30 protein-coding genes are annotated in these 16,145 nt (G+C 58.0%); all 30 read left to right on the forward strand.

From position 1 onward, the window contains the following. The first annotated feature begins 40 nt into the window (after window positions 1-40). Window positions 41-1,231 (forward strand): elongation factor Tu, encoded by a 1,191-nt coding sequence (tuf, locus tag AWB68_RS09305; protein WP_087644069.1) that lies wholly within the window; start codon window positions 41-43, stop codon window positions 1,229-1,231. A gap of 147 nt (window positions 1,232-1,378) precedes the next feature. After that, the gene (rpsJ, locus tag AWB68_RS09310) at window positions 1,379-1,690 is read left to right on the forward strand and encodes a 30S ribosomal protein S10 (RefSeq protein ID WP_006998489.1); all 312 of its coding nucleotides are present in this window, start codon (window positions 1,379-1,381) and stop codon (window positions 1,688-1,690) included. 187 nt (window positions 1,691-1,877) lie between these two features. Beyond that, window positions 1,878-2,537, forward strand: a complete 660-nt coding sequence (gene rplC, locus AWB68_RS09315; protein ID WP_087644070.1) for a 50S ribosomal protein L3 — start codon at window positions 1,878-1,880, stop codon at window positions 2,535-2,537. Beyond that, window positions 2,537-3,157 carry a 50S ribosomal protein L4 gene (gene rplD, locus AWB68_RS09320; RefSeq protein WP_087644071.1) on the forward strand — a complete coding sequence of 207 codons (621 nt, stop codon included), beginning with the start codon at window positions 2,537-2,539 and terminating at the stop codon, window positions 3,155-3,157. Before rplC ends, rplD begins: the two co-directional genes overlap by 1 nt. After that, window positions 3,154-3,468, forward strand: a complete 315-nt coding sequence (rplW, locus tag AWB68_RS09325; RefSeq protein ID WP_060858186.1) for a 50S ribosomal protein L23 — start codon at window positions 3,154-3,156, stop codon at window positions 3,466-3,468. Before rplD ends, rplW begins: the two co-directional genes overlap by 4 nt. Window positions 3,469-3,470: 2 nt before the next feature. Next, window positions 3,471-4,298: a 50S ribosomal protein L2 gene (rplB, locus tag AWB68_RS09330; RefSeq protein ID WP_087644072.1), complete on the forward strand. Its 828-nt coding sequence runs from the start codon at window positions 3,471-3,473 to the stop codon at window positions 4,296-4,298. 10 nt (window positions 4,299-4,308) lie between these two features. After that, window positions 4,309-4,584, forward strand: a complete 276-nt coding sequence (gene rpsS, locus AWB68_RS09335; protein ID WP_035554748.1) for a 30S ribosomal protein S19 — start codon at window positions 4,309-4,311, stop codon at window positions 4,582-4,584. 12 nt (window positions 4,585-4,596) lie between these two features. Continuing rightward, window positions 4,597-4,926 carry a 50S ribosomal protein L22 gene (gene rplV / locus AWB68_RS09340; RefSeq protein ID WP_011490054.1) on the forward strand — a complete coding sequence of 110 codons (330 nt, stop codon included), beginning with the start codon at window positions 4,597-4,599 and terminating at the stop codon, window positions 4,924-4,926. A gap of 11 nt (window positions 4,927-4,937) precedes the next feature. Further along, window positions 4,938-5,744, forward strand: coding sequence for a 30S ribosomal protein S3 (gene rpsC, locus AWB68_RS09345; RefSeq protein ID WP_087644073.1), 807 nt, complete (start codon window positions 4,938-4,940; stop codon window positions 5,742-5,744). 2 nt (window positions 5,745-5,746) lie between these two features. Then, the gene (gene rplP / locus AWB68_RS09350) at window positions 5,747-6,163 is read left to right on the forward strand and encodes a 50S ribosomal protein L16 (RefSeq protein ID WP_031361576.1); all 417 of its coding nucleotides are present in this window, start codon (window positions 5,747-5,749) and stop codon (window positions 6,161-6,163) included. A gap of 10 nt (window positions 6,164-6,173) precedes the next feature. Continuing rightward, the gene (gene rpmC, locus AWB68_RS09355; RefSeq protein ID WP_035933103.1) at window positions 6,174-6,368 is read left to right on the forward strand and encodes a 50S ribosomal protein L29; all 195 of its coding nucleotides are present in this window, start codon (window positions 6,174-6,176) and stop codon (window positions 6,366-6,368) included. Further along, on the forward strand, window positions 6,365-6,637 hold the full coding sequence (rpsQ, locus tag AWB68_RS09360) for a 30S ribosomal protein S17 (protein ID WP_035933074.1): 273 nt from the start codon (window positions 6,365-6,367) through the stop codon (window positions 6,635-6,637). Before rpmC ends, rpsQ begins: the two co-directional genes overlap by 4 nt. Window positions 6,638-6,925: 288 nt before the next feature. Further along, window positions 6,926-7,294 carry a 50S ribosomal protein L14 gene (gene rplN / locus AWB68_RS09365; RefSeq protein WP_006052212.1) on the forward strand — a complete coding sequence of 123 codons (369 nt, stop codon included), beginning with the start codon at window positions 6,926-6,928 and terminating at the stop codon, window positions 7,292-7,294. A 9-nt stretch (window positions 7,295-7,303) separates the two neighbouring features. Further along, the gene (rplX, locus tag AWB68_RS09370; protein ID WP_087644074.1) at window positions 7,304-7,612 is read left to right on the forward strand and encodes a 50S ribosomal protein L24; all 309 of its coding nucleotides are present in this window, start codon (window positions 7,304-7,306) and stop codon (window positions 7,610-7,612) included. Between the two features lie 14 nt (window positions 7,613-7,626). Further along, window positions 7,627-8,166, forward strand: coding sequence for a 50S ribosomal protein L5 (gene rplE / locus AWB68_RS09375; protein WP_035933066.1), 540 nt, complete (start codon window positions 7,627-7,629; stop codon window positions 8,164-8,166). Window positions 8,167-8,173: 7 nt separating this feature from the next. Then, complete coding sequence (gene rpsN, locus AWB68_RS09380) at window positions 8,174-8,479, forward strand: 30S ribosomal protein S14 (protein ID WP_014192473.1); 306 nt, start codon at window positions 8,174-8,176, stop codon at window positions 8,477-8,479. 14 nt (window positions 8,480-8,493) lie between these two features. Continuing rightward, window positions 8,494-8,889: a 30S ribosomal protein S8 gene (rpsH, locus tag AWB68_RS09385; RefSeq protein WP_035933062.1), complete on the forward strand. Its 396-nt coding sequence runs from the start codon at window positions 8,494-8,496 to the stop codon at window positions 8,887-8,889. 18 nt (window positions 8,890-8,907) lie between these two features. Beyond that, window positions 8,908-9,441 (forward strand): 50S ribosomal protein L6, encoded by a 534-nt coding sequence (gene rplF / locus AWB68_RS09390; protein WP_087644075.1) that lies wholly within the window; start codon window positions 8,908-8,910, stop codon window positions 9,439-9,441. 12 nt (window positions 9,442-9,453) lie between these two features. Further along, window positions 9,454-9,819 carry a 50S ribosomal protein L18 gene (gene rplR, locus AWB68_RS09395; RefSeq protein WP_087644076.1) on the forward strand — a complete coding sequence of 122 codons (366 nt, stop codon included), beginning with the start codon at window positions 9,454-9,456 and terminating at the stop codon, window positions 9,817-9,819. A 14-nt stretch (window positions 9,820-9,833) separates the two neighbouring features. Then, window positions 9,834-10,352 carry a 30S ribosomal protein S5 gene (gene rpsE, locus AWB68_RS09400; RefSeq protein WP_031361566.1) on the forward strand — a complete coding sequence of 173 codons (519 nt, stop codon included), beginning with the start codon at window positions 9,834-9,836 and terminating at the stop codon, window positions 10,350-10,352. Window positions 10,353-10,366: 14 nt separating this feature from the next. After that, window positions 10,367-10,549 (forward strand): 50S ribosomal protein L30, encoded by a 183-nt coding sequence (rpmD, locus tag AWB68_RS09405; RefSeq protein ID WP_035933051.1) that lies wholly within the window; start codon window positions 10,367-10,369, stop codon window positions 10,547-10,549. Window positions 10,550-10,579: 30 nt separating this feature from the next. Further along, window positions 10,580-11,014, forward strand: coding sequence for a 50S ribosomal protein L15 (rplO, locus tag AWB68_RS09410; protein ID WP_087644077.1), 435 nt, complete (start codon window positions 10,580-10,582; stop codon window positions 11,012-11,014). Between the two features lie 43 nt (window positions 11,015-11,057). Further along, window positions 11,058-12,404 (forward strand): preprotein translocase subunit SecY, encoded by a 1,347-nt coding sequence (gene secY, locus AWB68_RS09415; protein WP_087644078.1) that lies wholly within the window; start codon window positions 11,058-11,060, stop codon window positions 12,402-12,404. Window positions 12,405-12,413: 9 nt separating this feature from the next. Then, window positions 12,414-12,632 (forward strand): translation initiation factor IF-1, encoded by a 219-nt coding sequence (gene infA / locus AWB68_RS09420; RefSeq protein ID WP_004521905.1) that lies wholly within the window; start codon window positions 12,414-12,416, stop codon window positions 12,630-12,632. A 20-nt stretch (window positions 12,633-12,652) separates the two neighbouring features. After that, window positions 12,653-12,769 (forward strand): 50S ribosomal protein L36, encoded by a 117-nt coding sequence (gene rpmJ, locus AWB68_RS09425; RefSeq protein ID WP_004199844.1) that lies wholly within the window; start codon window positions 12,653-12,655, stop codon window positions 12,767-12,769. Window positions 12,770-12,810: 41 nt separating this feature from the next. Next, window positions 12,811-13,176, forward strand: coding sequence for a 30S ribosomal protein S13 (gene rpsM / locus AWB68_RS09430; protein WP_087644079.1), 366 nt, complete (start codon window positions 12,811-12,813; stop codon window positions 13,174-13,176). Window positions 13,177-13,204: 28 nt separating this feature from the next. Continuing rightward, window positions 13,205-13,609 carry a 30S ribosomal protein S11 gene (gene rpsK, locus AWB68_RS09435; protein WP_006052224.1) on the forward strand — a complete coding sequence of 135 codons (405 nt, stop codon included), beginning with the start codon at window positions 13,205-13,207 and terminating at the stop codon, window positions 13,607-13,609. Window positions 13,610-13,752: 143 nt separating this feature from the next. Next, a complete protein-coding gene (rpsD, locus tag AWB68_RS09440; RefSeq protein WP_087644080.1) occupies window positions 13,753-14,376 on the forward strand; it encodes a 30S ribosomal protein S4 in 624 nt (207 codons plus the stop codon). Between the two features lie 124 nt (window positions 14,377-14,500). Further along, window positions 14,501-15,478, forward strand: coding sequence for a DNA-directed RNA polymerase subunit alpha (locus tag AWB68_RS09445; RefSeq protein WP_087644081.1), 978 nt, complete (start codon window positions 14,501-14,503; stop codon window positions 15,476-15,478). Window positions 15,479-15,619: 141 nt separating this feature from the next. Continuing rightward, window positions 15,620-16,015: a 50S ribosomal protein L17 gene (rplQ, locus tag AWB68_RS09450; RefSeq protein WP_087644082.1), complete on the forward strand. Its 396-nt coding sequence runs from the start codon at window positions 15,620-15,622 to the stop codon at window positions 16,013-16,015. Window positions 16,016-16,145: the final 130 nt, after the last annotated feature.

The following is a 16,145-nucleotide window of genomic DNA, read 5'->3' on the forward strand; positions in this document are numbered from 1 at the left end:
AAAATCCTTAACCGATCAACATTTTTGAAAGAAGGCAATCATGGCAAAAGGTAAATTCGAGCGGACCAAGCCGCACGTGAACGTTGGAACGATTGGTCACGTTGACCACGGCAAGACGACGCTGACGGCAGCGATCACGACGGTGCTGACGCAAAAGTTTGGCGGCGAAGCCAAGGCGTACGACCAGATCGACGCGGCGCCGGAAGAAAAGGCACGGGGTATCACGATCAACACGGCGCACGTCGAGTACGAAACGGCGAATCGTCACTACGCGCACGTCGATTGCCCGGGCCACGCCGACTATGTGAAGAACATGATCACGGGTGCCGCGCAGATGGACGGCGCGATCCTGGTGTGCTCGGCAGCCGACGGCCCGATGCCGCAAACGCGCGAGCACATCCTGCTGGCTCGCCAGGTTGGCGTGCCGTACATCATTGTGTTCCTGAACAAGTGCGACATGGTCGACGACGCCGAACTGCTCGAGCTGGTCGAAATGGAAGTGCGCGAGCTTCTGTCGAAGTACGACTTCCCGGGCGACGACACGCCGATCATCAAGGGTTCGGCCAAGCTGGCGCTGGAAGGCGACAAGGGCGAGCTGGGTGAAGTGGCGATCATGAACCTGGCCGACGCACTGGACACGTACATCCCGACGCCGGAGCGTGCTGTGGATGGCGCATTCCTGATGCCGGTGGAAGACGTGTTCTCGATCTCGGGTCGCGGCACGGTGGTGACGGGCCGTATCGAGCGCGGCGTGGTGAAGGTTGGCGAGGAAATAGACATCGTCGGCATCAACCCGACGGTGAAGACGACCTGCACGGGCGTGGAGATGTTCCGCAAGTTGCTCGACCAGGGTCAAGCGGGCGACAACGTCGGTATCCTGCTGCGCGGCACGAAGCGTGAAGACGTGGAGCGTGGCCAGGTGCTGGCCAAGCCGGGCTCGATCAACCCGCACACGCACTTCACGGCCGAGGTGTACGTTCTGTCGAAGGACGAAGGCGGTCGTCACACGCCGTTCTTCAACAACTATCGCCCGCAGTTCTATTTCCGTACGACGGACGTGACCGGTTCGATCGAGTTGCCGAAGGACAAGGAAATGGTGATGCCGGGCGACAACGTGTCGATCACGGTGAAGCTGATCAACCCGATCGCGATGGAAGAAGGTCTGCGCTTCGCCATCCGTGAAGGTGGCCGTACCGTCGGCGCAGGTGTCGTGGCCAAGATTCTCGAGTAAAATCTTGATCTGACCTATAGTTGTTGGTTGCTGTAACGAAGTAACGTGCCTCGGGACTGGGCGTCCTTCCTCAGCGGATGCCCGGTTTCACGCTCTTTTACCAAATCGGTGATGCAATATCGCCTCGCTCTTTTCCAAGGAATTGTCATGCAGAACCAGAAAATCCGCATTCGCCTGAAGGCGTTCGACTATCGTCTGATCGATCAATCGGCAGCCGAAATCGTCGATACCGCGAAGCGGACTGGCGCAATCGTTCGTGGTCCGGTGCCGCTGCCGACCCGCATTCAACGTTTTGACATTCTGCGTTCGCCGCACGTCAACAAGACCTCGCGCGATCAGCTTGAAATCCGGACGCACCAGCGCCTGATGGACATCGTCGATCCGACGGACAAAACCGTGGATGCGCTGATGAAGCTTGACCTGCCGGCTGGCGTCGACGTCGAAATCAAGCTGCAGTAAGGCAGTGCACGCCGCCAAGCATGCTCGGCGGCGCTAAGTCTTTGATTGCTTGCAGAAAACGAAAAGCCTTGTTATACTTCAAGGCTTTTCGCGCATTTGCGCAAAAAAGCTGGTTCAAATCTTCGCGAGGAGAGCCGGCATTTTGTAAATCAGCCCCGACCAATCGCAGTTGGGAATGGAGAAAACGATGAGCCTTGGACTCGTAGGTCGCAAGGTTGGCATGACCCGTATCTTTACGCCTGAAGGGGATTCGATTCCCGTCACCGTACTGGACGTGTCGGACAACCGCGTGACGCAGATCAAGACCGTTGAAACGGATGGTTATACCGCCGTTCAGGTTGCATTCGGTACTCGCCGCGCTTCGCGCGTGACGAAGCCGCTGGCAGGTCACCTCGCCAAAGCCGGCGTTCAAGCCGGTGAAGTCCTCAAAGAATTTCAAATCGATGCCGCCAAAGCTGCCGAGTTGTCGAGCGGCGCTGTGATCGGTACGGATCTTTTCGAAGTTGGCCAGAAAGTCGACGTGCAGGGCGTGTCGATCGGTAAGGGCTACGCCGGTACCATCAAGCGCTACAACTTCGCATCAGGCCGCGCATCGCACGGTAACTCCCGTTCGCACAACGTTCCGGGTTCGATCGGTATGGCGCAGGATCCGGGTCGTGTTTTCCCGGGTAAGCGCATGACGGGTCACATGGGCGATGAAACCGTGACGGTTCAGAACCTGGTGATCGCTCGTATCGACGCCGACCGCAATCTGTTGCTGGTTCGCGGCGCCGTTCCGGGTGCCAAGGGCGGCAAGGTTTTCGTGACGCCGGCTGTCAAGACGCGCGCTGTGAAAGGAGCGAAATAATGGAACTTAAGCTCCTGAACGCCAATGGTCAGGAAGGCGCAGGCGTGAACGCATCGGACGTCGTGTTCGGTCGCGATTACAACGAAGCCCTGATCCATCAGGTCGTCGTGGCTTATCAAGCCAACGCACGCAGCGGTAACCGCGCGCAGAAGGACCGTGAGCAAGTCAAGCACACGACCAAGAAGCCGTGGCGTCAAAAGGGTACGGGCCGCGCTCGTGCCGGTATGTCGTCGAGCCCGTTGTGGCGCGGCGGTGGCCGTATCTTCCCGAATTCGCCGGAAGAAAACTTTTCGCATAAGGTCAACAAGAAGATGCATCGCGCAGGTCTCTGCTCGATCTTCTCGCAGCTGGCCCGTGAAGGCCGTATCTCGGTCGTGGACGAGTTGACGCTCGAAGCGCCCAAGACCAAGCTGCTGGCCGAAAAATTCAAGGCGATGGGTCTCGAGTCCGTATTGGTGATTACCGATACGGTCGACGAAAACCTGTACCTCGCGTCGCGCAATCTCGCCCATGTGGCAGTTGTCGAGCCGCGTTACGCCGACCCGCTCTCGTTGATCTACTTCAAGAAGATCCTGATCACGAAGGCTGCGGTCGCCCAGATCGAGGAGTTGCTGTCATGAGCGAGATTCGCAAGAACGATCATCGTTTGATGCAGGTCCTGCTCGCGCCGGTGGTCTCCGAAAAGGCGACGCTGGTGGCCGACAAGAACGAGCAAGTCGTGTTCGAAGTCGCGCCCGATGCCACGAAGCAGGAAGTGAAGGCCGCTGTCGAGCTGCTGTTCAAGGTAGAAGTCAATTCCGTCAACGTGCTGGTCACGAAGGGCAAAGCCAAGCGCTTCGGCCGCTTCATGGGCAAGCGCAAGGACGTGAAGAAGGCGTATGTCTGTCTGAAGCCCGGCCAGGAAATCAACTTTGAAGCGGAGGCCAAGTAATCATGGCAATCGTAAAAGTTAAGCCGACTTCGCCGGGTCGCCGCGCGATGGTCAAGGTGGTGAACAAGGATCTGTACAAGGGCAAGCCGCACGCTGCGTTGCTCGACTCGCAGTCCGTCACCGCCGGCCGTAACAACAGCGGCCGTATCACGACCCGTCATAAGGGTGGCGGTCACAAGCAGCATTACCGTCTGGTCGATTTCCGTCGTAACAAGGACGGTATTCCGGCGAAGGTCGAGCGTCTCGAGTACGACCCGAACCGTAGCGCGAACATCGCGCTGGTTCTGTACGCAGACGGGGAACGCAAGTACATCATCGCTCCGAAGGGCGTGACGGTGGGCCAGCAACTGCTGTCGGGTTCGGAAGCTCCGATCCGCGCAGGTAACACGCTGCCCATCCGCAACATCCCGGTTGGTACGACGATTCACTGCATCGAAATGCTGCCGGGCAAGGGCGCGCAGATGGCGCGTTCGGCTGGCACGTCGGCGATGTTGCTGGCTCGCGAAGGCACCTACGCGCAGGTTCGCTTGCGCTCGGGCGAAATCCGCCGCGTGCACGTCGAGTGCCGCGCGACGATCGGTGAAGTAGGCAACGAAGAGCATAGCCTCCGTCAAATCGGCAAGGCCGGCGCGAATCGTTGGCGCGGTATCCGTCCGACGGTGCGCGGCGTTGCAATGAACCCGGTCGATCACCCGCACGGTGGTGGTGAAGGTAAGACGGCCGCAGGTCGCGATCCGGTCAGCCCGTGGGGCACGCCGGCCAAGGGTTATCGCACCCGCAGCAACAAGCGCACGACGACGATGATCGTCCAGCGCCGTCACAAGCGCTAAGGAGTAGGCAATGGCACGTTCTGTTAAAAAAGGTCCGTTCTGCGACGCCCATTTGCTGAAGAAAGTTGAGGCGGCTGCAGCTTCGCGCGATAAGAAGCCGATCAAAACCTGGTCGCGTCGCTCGACGATTCTCCCGGATTTCATCGGTCTGACGATTGCCGTGCACAACGGCCGTCAACACGTTCCGGTGTATGTGTCGGAAAACATGGTCGGCCACAAACTTGGCGAGTTCGCATTGACCCGTACGTTCAAGGGTCATGCAGCCGACAAGAAGGCCAAGAAATAAGGGGCTATCAAGATGGAAGTAAAAGCTATTCATCGCGGTGCCCGCATCTCGGCGCAGAAAACGCGCCTTGTGGCTGACCAGATCCGTGGTTTGCCGGTCGACAAGGCGCTGAACGTTCTGACGTTCTCGCCGAAGAAGGCGGCGGGTATCGTCAAGAAGGTCGTGCTGTCTGCGATCGCGAATGCGGAGCACAACGAAGGCGCCGATATCGATGAGCTCAAGATCACGAGCATCTACATCGACAAGGCAGCTTCGCTGAAGCGTTTTACCGCGCGCGCTAAAGGCCGCGGCAATCGCATCGAGAAGCAATCCTGTCACATCACTGTGACGGTCGGGAATTAAGGAGCCATACGATGGGACAAAAAATTCATCCGACAGGCTTCCGCTTGGCCGTCAGCCGGAATTGGGCGTCGCGTTGGTACGCGAACAACAACAATTTCGCGTCGATGCTGCAGGAAGACATCGGGGTTCGTGAATACCTGAAGAAGAAGCTGAAGAACGCTTCGGTAGGTCGGGTAGTCATCGAGCGTCCGGCGAAGAACGCGCGCATCACGATTTACAGCTCGCGTCCTGGCGTTGTCATCGGCAAGAAGGGCGAAGACATCGAACTGTTGAAGTCGGAACTGCAGAAGCGCATGGGCGTTCCGGTTCACGTCAACATCGAGGAAATCCGCAAGCCGGAAACCGACGCGCAACTGATCGCCGATTCGATCACGCAACAGCTCGAGCGTCGGATAATGTTCCGCCGCGCGATGAAGCGTGCGATGCAGAATGCGATGCGTCTGGGTGCTCAAGGCATCAAGATCATGAGCGCCGGTCGTCTGAACGGCATTGAGATCGCTCGTACCGAGTGGTATCGCGAAGGTCGCGTGCCCCTCCATACGCTGCGCGCCGACATCGACTACGCAACGTCAGAAGCGAAAACCACTTACGGCATCATCGGCGTCAAGGTGTGGGTCTACAAGGGCGACACGCTGGGCCGCAACGATGCACCGGTGGTCGAAGAAGTAGCCGAAGACAAGCGTCCGCGCCGCAACGCACGCCCGGGTGGCGATCGCCGTCCGCGTCGCGATGGTGAAGGTGGTGGCCCGGCAGGTGCGCGCCGTGGCGCTCCCCGTCGTGCTGGCGGTGCCGGCAGTGACGGGAAGACTGGAGAATAACGATGCTGCAACCGAAACGCAGAAAGTATCGCAAAGAGCAAAAGGGTCGTAATACCGGCAAGGCGACGCGCGGCAACGCGGTATCGTTCGGTGAGTACGGTCTGAAGGCCATCGGTCGCGGCCGTTTGACCGCGCGCCAAATCGAAGCGGCACGTCGTGCAATGACGCGTCACATCAAACGTGGCGGCCGTATCTGGATCCGCATTTTCCCGGACAAGCCGATCTCGCAAAAGCCGGCTGAAGTACGGATGGGTAACGGTAAAGGTAACCCCGAGTACTACGTCGCAGAGATTCAACCGGGCAAGATGCTGTACGAAATGGACGGTGTTACCGAAGAACTGGCACGTGAAGCGTTCCGTCTGGCTGCAGCGAAGCTGCCGCTCAAGACGTACTTCGTTTCGCGCCAGCTCGGCGCCTAAGGAGTGAATGATGAAGGCTTCTGAACTTCACCAGAAAGACCAGGCCGCGCTCAACAAAGAGCTGACGGACCTGCTGAAGGCGCAATTCGGCCTCCGCATGCAACTCGCGACGCAGCAGCTCACGAACACGAGCCAGCTGAAGAAGGTTCGTCGCGACATTGCACGTGTGCGGACCGTCCTGACTGAGAAGGCGAACCAGAAATGAACGATAGCGTAAAAACCTCGCTCAAGCGGACGCTGGTCGGCAAGGTCGTCAGCAACAAGATGGACAAGACGGTCACCGTGCTGGTCGAGCACCGTGTGAAGCACCCGATCTACGGCAAGTACGTCGTGCGCTCGAAGAAGTATCACGCGCATGACGACGCGAACACGTACAACGAAGGCGATCTCGTCGAGATCCAGGAAACGCGTCCGATTTCGAAGACGAAAGCCTGGGTTGTATCGAAGTTGCTCGAAGCGGCTCGCGTGATCTAAGCGTCGAATGCGGTAAAAGTAGTATCGCAGTAACTTTCGCTTGCAAGACCGGGATTATGAGTTATAATCTCGGTCTTCCCTCTTTGTGGGAGCCCCGTCGCGGGCGAAGTTGGTGGGGGAAGCCGGTTCAGGCGCCATGCCTGTATCGACAGATTCACCGGATTGCGATGGCGGGTTTCGTCTGCCCTCGCTGCCTGTTCTAACCCAAGCAGCCGATTGGCTGACGGGACCAAGACTGACCGGGTGTGCCATGGTGGCGCAGTCGGATTAAGTTGGGAAAGATAAACCATGATCCAGACCGAAACTCGGCTTGAAGTGGCCGACAACACGGGTGCGCGTGAAGTCATGTGCATCAAGGTGCTCGGCGGCTCGAAGCGTCGTTACGCTAGCATTGGCGACATCATCAAGGTGACCGTCAAAGAGGCAACGCCGCGCGGACGCGTGAAGAAGGGCGAAATCTACAACGCTGTGGTCGTTCGCACGGCCAAGGGCGTGCGCCGCCAGGACGGCTCGCTGATCAAGTTCGACGGTAATGCCGCCGTTCTTTTGAATGCGAAGCTCGAACCCATCGGCACGCGTATTTTCGGGCCGGTCACGCGTGAACTGCGTAGCGAACGATTCATGAAAATCGTTTCGCTCGCGCCGGAAGTGCTGTAAGGAGTCGCGATGAACAAGATTCGCAAGGGTGACGAAGTCATCGTCATCACCGGCAAGGATAAAGGCAAGCGCGGTATCGTGCTGGCCGTTGGGGAAGATCGTGTGACCGTCGAGGGCATTAATCTCGTCAAGAAGCACGTGAAGCCGAACCCGATGAAGGGTACGACGGGCGGTGTGGAAGCCAAAACGATGCCGCTGCATATTTCGAACGTCGCTTTGGTCGACGCGAATGGCAAGGCGTCGCGAGTGGGCATCAAGGTCGAAGGCGACAAGAAGGTTCGCTTCTTGAAGTCGACGGGCGCCACGCTCAACGCCTGACGCGGAGTTAAAAAATGGCTCGTCTGCAAGAATTTTATAAAGAGAAGGTTGTACCCGGCCTCGTCGAGAAGTTCGGTTACAAGTCCATCATGGAAGTGCCGCGCATCACCAAGATTACCCTGAACATGGGTCTTGGCGAAGCGGTCGCCGACAAGAAGATCATCGAAAACGCCGTTGGCGACCTGACGAAGATTGCTGGCCAAAAGCCGGTCATCACGAAGGCACGCAAGGCAATCGCTGGCTTCAAGATTCGTCAGGGTTATCCGATTGGCGCGATGGTTACGCTGCGCGGCCAGGCCATGTACGAATTCCTCGATCGCTTCGTGACGGTTGCGCTCCCGCGTGTGCGTGACTTCCGTGGCGTCTCGGGTCGTGCGTTCGACGGTCGCGGCAACTACAACATCGGTGTGAAAGAGCAGATCATTTTCCCCGAAATCGACTACGACAAGATCGACGCGCTTCGTGGGCTGAACATCAGCATCACGACGACTGCGAAGACTGACGACGAAGCAAAGGCACTGCTCGCCAGCTTCAAGTTCCCGTTCAGAAACTGAGGTTACCGTGGCTAAACTGGCACTGATCGAACGTGAAAAGAAGCGTGCACGCCTCGCAGCCAAGTACGCTCCCAAGCGCGCTGAACTGAAGGCCGTCATTGACGACGCGAGCAAGTCCGACGAAGAGCGTTATTTGGCTCGTCTGGCGTTGCAACAACTGCCGCGTAACTCGAACCCCACTCGCAAGCGTAACCGCTGCGCGATCACGGGTCGTCCGCGTGGCACGTTCCGCAAATTCGGACTGGCGCGTAGCAAGATTCGTGAAATCGCGTTCCGCGGCGAAATCCCTGGCCTGACCAAGGCGAGCTGGTAATAGGAGAAACGTAAATGAGCATGAGTGATCCTATCGCCGATATGCTGACTCGCATCCGCAACGCGCAGATGGTCGAGAAGGTTTCGGTGACTATGCCCTCGTCGAAAGTCAAGGTTGCGATTGCGCAGGTTTTGAAGGACGAAGGTTATATCGACGATTTCGCAGTGAAGTCCGAAGGTGCGAAGTCGGAATTGAATATCGCGTTGAAGTACTACGCTGGCCGCCCGGTTATCGAGCGCCTCGAGCGCGTCTCGAAGCCTGGTCTGCGTGTGTATCGTGGTCGCAATGACATTCCGGTCGTGATGAACGGCCTGGGCGTTGCAATCGTATCGACGCCGAAGGGTGTGATGACCGATCGCAAGGCGCGCCAGACGGGCGTCGGCGGCGAAGTCATCTGCTACGTCGCTTAACCGAAAAGGAGAAGAAACATGTCTCGAGTAGGTAAGAGCCCGATCGCGCTGCCGCAAGGCGCCGAAGTGGCCCTGAGCGGCGATGTCATCACCGTGAAGGGTCCGCTGGGCACGATTTCCCAGGCGGCCAATCCGCTGGTGAAGGTGGAAAACGAAAACGGCACGCTCAACTTTGCGCCGGCTGACGAAAGCCGTGAAGCGAATGCGATGTCGGGCACGATGCGCGCACTGGTTGCGAACATGGTGAACGGCGTGACGAAGGGTTTCGAGCGCAAGCTGACGCTGGTTGGCGTCGGTTATCGCGCACAGGCGCAAGGCGACAAGCTGAACCTGTCGCTGGGTTTCTCGCACCCCGTGGTGCACCAGATGCCAGAAGGCGTCAAGGCTGAAACTCCGACGCAAACCGAAATCGTGATCAAGGGGATCAACAAGCAGCAAGTTGGCCAAGTAGCTGCGGAAGTGCGCGGTTACCGTCCGCCGGAGCCCTACAAGGGCAAGGGCGTGCGCTATGCCAACGAGACTGTGATCCTCAAAGAAACGAAGAAGAAGTAAGGGTGCGCAATCATGGATAAGACTCAATCTCGCCTGCGCCGCGCTCGTCAGACGCGTGTCAAGATCGCTGAACTGCAGGTCGCGCGTCTCGCCGTGCATCGCACGAACACGCATATCTATGCGCAAGTGTTCTCGCCGTGCGGCACCAAGGTGCTGGCAAGCGCGTCGACGCTCGAAGCTGAAGTTCGTGCCGAACTGGCCGACAAGTCGGGCAAGGGCGGCAACGTAAATGCCGCGACCGTTGTCGGCAAGCGTATTGCTGAAAAGGCCAAGGCTGCCGGCGTCGAATCCGTCGCCTTTGATCGTTCGGGTTTCCGTTACCACGGCCGCGTGAAAGCGCTGGCTGATGCGGCGCGCGAAGCCGGACTCAAGTTCTAAGGGAAGAATTCGTCATGGCAAAGATGCAAGCGAATGTGAAGGCTGAAGAACGCGACGACGGCCTCCGCGAGAAAATGATCGCGGTCAACCGCGTAACCAAGGTGGTGAAGGGCGGCCGGATTCTCGGTTTCGCCGCACTGACCGTGGTTGGCGACGGTGACGGCCGCATTGGCATGGGCAAGGGCAAAGCGAAGGAAGTTCCGGTTGCTGTTCAAAAGGCAATGGAGCAGGCCCGCCGCAACATGTTCAAGGTGCCGCTGAAGAACGGTACGTTGCAACACGAAGTGCACGGTAAGCACGGAGCATCCGCGGTCCTCCTCGCTCCGGCGAAGGACGGTACGGGTGTAATCGCTGGCGGTCCGATGCGTGCAGTGTTCGACGTAATGGGCGTGCAAAACGTGGTGGCAAAGAGCCACGGCTCGACGAACCCGTACAACCTCGTTCGTGCAACACTCGACGGTCTGCGCAAGCAATCGACCCCGGGTGACATCGCGGCGAAGCGCGGCAAGTCCGTCGAAGATATTTTGGGCTAAGCCTCGAGGTCACCATGTCTGATAAAACTGTCAAGGTTCAGCTCGTCAAGAGCCTGATTGGGACCCGCGAATCGCATCGTGCAACGGTGCGTGGCCTGGGCCTGCGCCGACTCAACTCGGTCAGCGAACTGCAGGATACGCCGGCTGTTCGTGGGATGATCAACAAGGTTTCGTACCTTGTTAAGGTCATCAACTGAGCGGCTGACTAGGGATTCAAGGAGTTGAATATGGATTTGAATAACCTGAAGCCGGCAGAAGGCGCGAAGCATGCAAAGCGTCGCGTCGGTCGCGGTATCGGCTCCGGCCTCGGTAAGACAGCAGGTCGCGGTCACAAGGGGCAGAAGTCGCGTTCGGGCGGATTCCACAAGGTCGGCTTCGAAGGCGGTCAAATGCCTCTGCAACGCCGTCTCCCGAAGCGTGGCTTTACGTCGCTGACGAAGGAATTCATCGGCGAAGTGCGTCTGTCGGATCTGGAAAAGCTGCCGGTCGACGAAATCGATTTGCTGGCGTTGAAGCAGGCCGGTCTGGTCGGTGTGCTCATCACGAGCGCAAAGATCATCAAGACGGGTGAGTTGACGCGCAAGATCACGGTGAAGGGCCTTGGTGCTACGAAGGGCGCCCGTGCTGCAATCGAAGCCGCTGGCGGCTCGTTCGCCGAGTAACTGGCTTTATAGCCGTTACTAGCAATAGCATCGGAGAAGGTTCTTGGCTAACAGCCCGAGTCTCGCAAAACCCGGTCGAAGCGCGGCGAAGTTTGGCGATCTGCGTCGGCGGGCAGTGTTCCTGCTGCTGGCGTTGATTGTCTACCGAATCGGTGCGCATATTCCGGTGCCGGGTATTGACCCGGACCAACTGGCGAAGCTGTTCCAGAGCCAGTCGGGCGGCATCCTTGGCATGTTCAACATGTTCTCGGGTGGCGCACTATCGCGGTTCACGATTTTTGCGCTGGGCATCATGCCCTACATTTCGGCGTCGATCATCATGCAGTTGTTGTCGATCGTGTCGCCGCAAATGGAGGCGTTGAAGAAGGAAGGGCAGGCGGGGCAACGGAAGATTACGCAGTACACGCGGATCTTTACGGTGGTTCTCGCGACGTTCCAGGCTTTCGGTATCGCCGTCGCGCTGGAGAATCAGCCGGCCCTGGTGCTCGATCCCGGCATGGTCTTCCGGTTGACAACGGTCGTCACGTTGGTGACCGGCACGATGTTCCTGATGTGGCTGGGTGAGCAAATCACGGAACGCGGTCTGGGCAACGGCATCTCGATCATCATCTTCGGCGGCATCGCGGCGGGCTTCCCGAATGCGATCGGTGGTCTTTTTGAACTGGTTCGCACCGGCTCGATGAGCATCATCTCGGCGATCATCATCGTGGTGTTGATTGCGGCGGTTACGTATTTGGTCGTGTTCATCGAACGCGGTCAGCGCAAGATCCTCGTCAATTACGCAAAGCGCCAGGTCGGTAACAAGATTTACGGCGGCCAATCTTCACATTTGCCGTTGAAGCTGAACATGTCGGGTGTGATTCCGCCGATTTTCGCATCGTCGATCATTCTCTTCCCGGCAACCATCCTGAACTGGTTCAGTTCGGGAACGCGGACCGGTTGGTTCGCGAACACGCTGCACAACGTGGCCGAGGCCCTGAAGCCTGGTCAACCTGTGTACGTGTTGCTGTATGCGTTGGCGATCGTTTTCTTTTGCTTCTTTTACACCGCTTTGGTGTTCAACAGCAGGGAAACGGCCGACAACTTGAAGAAGAGCGGTGCGTTCGTTCCTGGGATCCGCCCGGGCGACCAGACCGCACGGTATATCGACCGCATCCTCACGCGTCTGACGCTGGCCGGTGCGATCTACATCGTGTTTGTGTGCTTGCTGCCTGAGTTTTTGGTATTGCGCTGGAACGTGCCGTTTTATTTTGGTGGAACGTCGCTGCTGATCATTGTCGTCGTCACGATGGACTTCATGGCGCAGGTGCAGTCGTACGTTATGTCGCAACAGTATGAGTCGCTGCTTAAGAAGGCCAACTTCAAGGGCGGCAACGTCCCGATGCGCTAATTAAGGACTATGGCCAAAGACGATGTAATCCAGATGCAGGGCGAGGTGATTGAAAACCTCCCCAACGCTACTTTCCGGGTGAAGTTGGAAAATGGCCATGTGGTGCTGGGGCATATTTCAGGGAAGATGCGGATGCACTACATCCGTATTCTTCCGGGCGACAAGGTTACGGTTGAGTTGACGCCTTACGATCTGTCTCGTGCGCGGATCGTGTTCCGGGCGAAGTGATTTGAAAAAAGGGTAATATCATGAAAGTGATGGCATCGGTTAAGCGCATTTGCCGCAATTGCAAGATCATCAAGCGCAAGGGCGTTGTGCGCGTGATTTGCAGCTCTGATCCGCGCCACAAACAGCGTCAAGGCTGAACGCCGCGCTTTTGCTTGCGCTTCTTGTTTGAGGAAAAACAATGGCTCGTATCGCAGGGGTTAACATCCCGAATCACCAGCATACCGAAATCGGCCTGACGGCTATCTTTGGTATCGGCCGCACGCGTGCTCGCGACATCTGCGTTGCTTCTGGTGTGGAATTTTCGAAGAAGGTCAAGGACCTCACTGACGCAGACCTCGAAAAGCTGCGTGACGAAGTGGGTAAGTTCATCGTAGAAGGCGACCTGCGTCGCGAAGTGACGATGAATATCAAGCGCCTGATGGATCTGGGCTGCTATCGTGGCGTGCGCCATCGCAAGGGCTTGCCCATGCGCGGCCAGCGTACGCGCACGAATGCCCGTACGCGCAAGGGTCCGCGTCGTGCAGCGCAATCGCTGAAGAAGTAAGCGGAACTGACAGTTACAGGAAAACGTAATGGCTAAGGCTTCGAACAACTCCGCGGCGCAACGCGTTCGCAAGAAGGTCAAGAAGAACGTCGCCGAGGGCGTGGTTCACGTTCACGCGTCGTTCAACAACACCATCATCACGATCACCGATCGCCAAGGCAATGCACTTGCTTGGGCAACATCGGGTGGCCAAGGCTTCAAAGGCTCGCGCAAGTCGACGCCGTTTGCAGCTCAGGTCGCAGCCGAATCGGCTGGCCGCGTGGCGATGGAATACGGCGTGAAGAACCTCGAAGTGCGGATTAAGGGCCCTGGTCCTGGTCGCGAATCGGCGGTGCGCGCGCTGCATGGTCTTGGCATCAAGATCACTGCAATCTCTGACGTGACGCCGGTCCCGCACAACGGCTGCCGTCCGCCGAAGCGCCGTCGCATCTAAGACGTCGCTGCCGCAAACGTCCTGCTGGCGCTAGCGCGCCGGCGGGTTGCTTGCGTTATGAATTAACTAAGCCCACCGTTCGACCCAAAGGGTTCGGACTAGCGCGGATGAAAGTTCGCGTGATCAATTTTTAAGGATGCAAAGTGGCACGCTATACCGGTCCTAAAGCCAAGCTGTCCCGCCGTGAAGGCACTGACCTCTTCCTGAAGAGCGCGCGTCGTTCGCTCGCCGACAAGTGCAAGCTCGATAGCAAGCCTGGTCAGCACGGCCGCACGTCGGGCGCTCGTACGTCCGACTACGGCACGCAGTTGCGCGAAAAACAAAAAGTGAAGCGCATCTACGGCGTGCTCGAGCGCCAATTCCGCCGTTACTTCGCCGAAGCCGATCGTCGCAAGGGTCCGACGGGTGAAAACCTGTTGCAATTGCTCGAATCGCGTCTCGACAACGTCGTGTATCGCATGGGTTTCGGTTCGACGCGCGCAGAAGCGCGTCAGCTCGTGAGCCACAAGTCGATCACGGTCAACGGCCAGGTCGCAAACATCCCGTCGCTGCAGGTGAAGTCGGGCGACGTGGTTGCCGTACGTGAACAGGCGCGCAAGCAGGCTCGTATCGTCGAAGCGCTTTCGCTGGCTGAACAAGGCGGAATGCCGAGCTGGGTTGCAGTCGATGCCAAGAAATTCGAAGGCACGTTCAAGGCCATGCCGGAACGCAGCGACATCGCTGGTGACATCAACGAAAGCCTGATCGTCGAATTGTATTCGCGGTAATCGGATTGGCGGCCGGGGGACCCTGATTGCCGGTGGCAAGGGGTTGCCTCGGCTGTTTATTTTCAGGTTGTTACCGGTCAGCCTTATCGGTGTAACGAGCCGAGGGTATTGAAAAGGAAAACCTATGCAAACCAGTTTGTTGAAGCCCAAGATTATTGCAGTTGAATCGCTTGGCGAAAGCCACGCGAAAGTGGTCATGGAGCCGTTCGAACGCGGTTACGGCCACACCTTGGGTAACGCGCTTCGGCGCGTGCTGCTGTCGTCGATGGTGGGCTATGCGCCGACCGAAGTGACGATCGCAGGCGTCGTACATGAATACTCGACGCTCGACGGTGTGCAAGAGGATGTGGTCAACCTGCTGTTGAACCTGAAGGGTGTCGTTTTCAAGCTGCACAACCGTGACGAAGTGACTGTCACGCTGCGCAAGGAAGGCGAAGGCCTCGTCACGGCCGGCGATATCGAACTCGCGCACGATTGCGAGGTCATCAACCCGGATCACGTGATTGCCCACCTGTCGAAGGGTGGCAAGCTCGACGTTCAGATCAAGATCGAAAAAGGCCGCGGCTATGTGCCGGGCAATGTGCGTCGCTACGGCGAGGAATCGGCCAAGATCATCGGTCGTATCGTGCTGGACGCGTCGTTCTCGCCGGTTCGCCGTGTAAGTTATGCCGTCGAAAGCGCGCGTGTCGAACAGCGTACCGACCTCGACAAGCTCGTGATGAACATCGAAACCAACGGCGTGATTTCGCCCGAGGAAGCGATTCGCCAGTCGGCGCGTATCCTGGTCGATCAGTTGTCTGTCTTCGCGGCACTGGAAGGCACCGAAGCGGCAGCGGAAGCACCGTCGCGCGCGCCGCAGATCGATCCGATCCTGCTGCGTCCGGTGGATGATCTGGAACTCACAGTTCGCTCGGCGAACTGCCTGAAGGCCGAAAACATCTACTACATTGGCGACCTGATCCAGCGCACGGAAAACGAACTGCTGAAAACGCCGAATCTCGGCCGCAAGTCGTTGAACGAAATCAAGGAAGTCCTGGCTTCACGCGGTCTGACGCTTGGCATGAAGCTTGAAAACTGGCCGCCGGCTGGTCTCGATAAGTAAGTTTTAGGTTGTACGCGTAAGTGGTCAAGACGCGGATTTTCCTTTAAAATCCGCGTCTTGCCTTTTCCCGACCGGCCCGTGCGTTCCTCGGAGCGTAATAGAAGAGCTGGATCAAAACTCAAAGCCATTTAGGAACTGAAAATGCGCCATAAACATGGTCTGCGGAAACTGAACCGCACGAGCAGCCACCGTCTGGCTATGCTCCGTAATATGTCGAACTCGTTGATCGAGCACGAAGTCATCAAGACGACGCTGCCGAAGGCGAAAGAACTCCGTAAGGTCGTCGAGCCGCTGATCACGCTGGGCAAGAAGCCGTCGCTGGCAAACCGTCGTCTGGCGTTCAACCGCCTGCGCGATCGCGATTCCGTCGCGAAGCTGTTCGACGTGCTCGGCCCGCGCTACGCAAGCCGTCCGGGTGGCTATCTGAGCATCCTGAAGTTCGGTTTCCGCGTCGGCGATAACGCGCCTATGGCGCTCGTCCAGTTGATGGACCGCCCGGAAGTCGCTGAAGCTGAAGACGTACAAGAAGCTGAGTAAGCTTCCAAGTTCGTTTGACTGAAAAGGCCAAGCTCTGCTTGGCCTTTTTGTTTTTGAGGGACAGCTGATTCCAGTTCGGCGGCCCACTGACATCGCATTCCGCGGCCGGTGCTACGATACGCCCGTATCC

Source organism: Caballeronia choica, from assembly GCF_001544535.1.
Lineage (GTDB): Bacteria > Pseudomonadota > Gammaproteobacteria > Burkholderiales > Burkholderiaceae > Caballeronia > Caballeronia choica.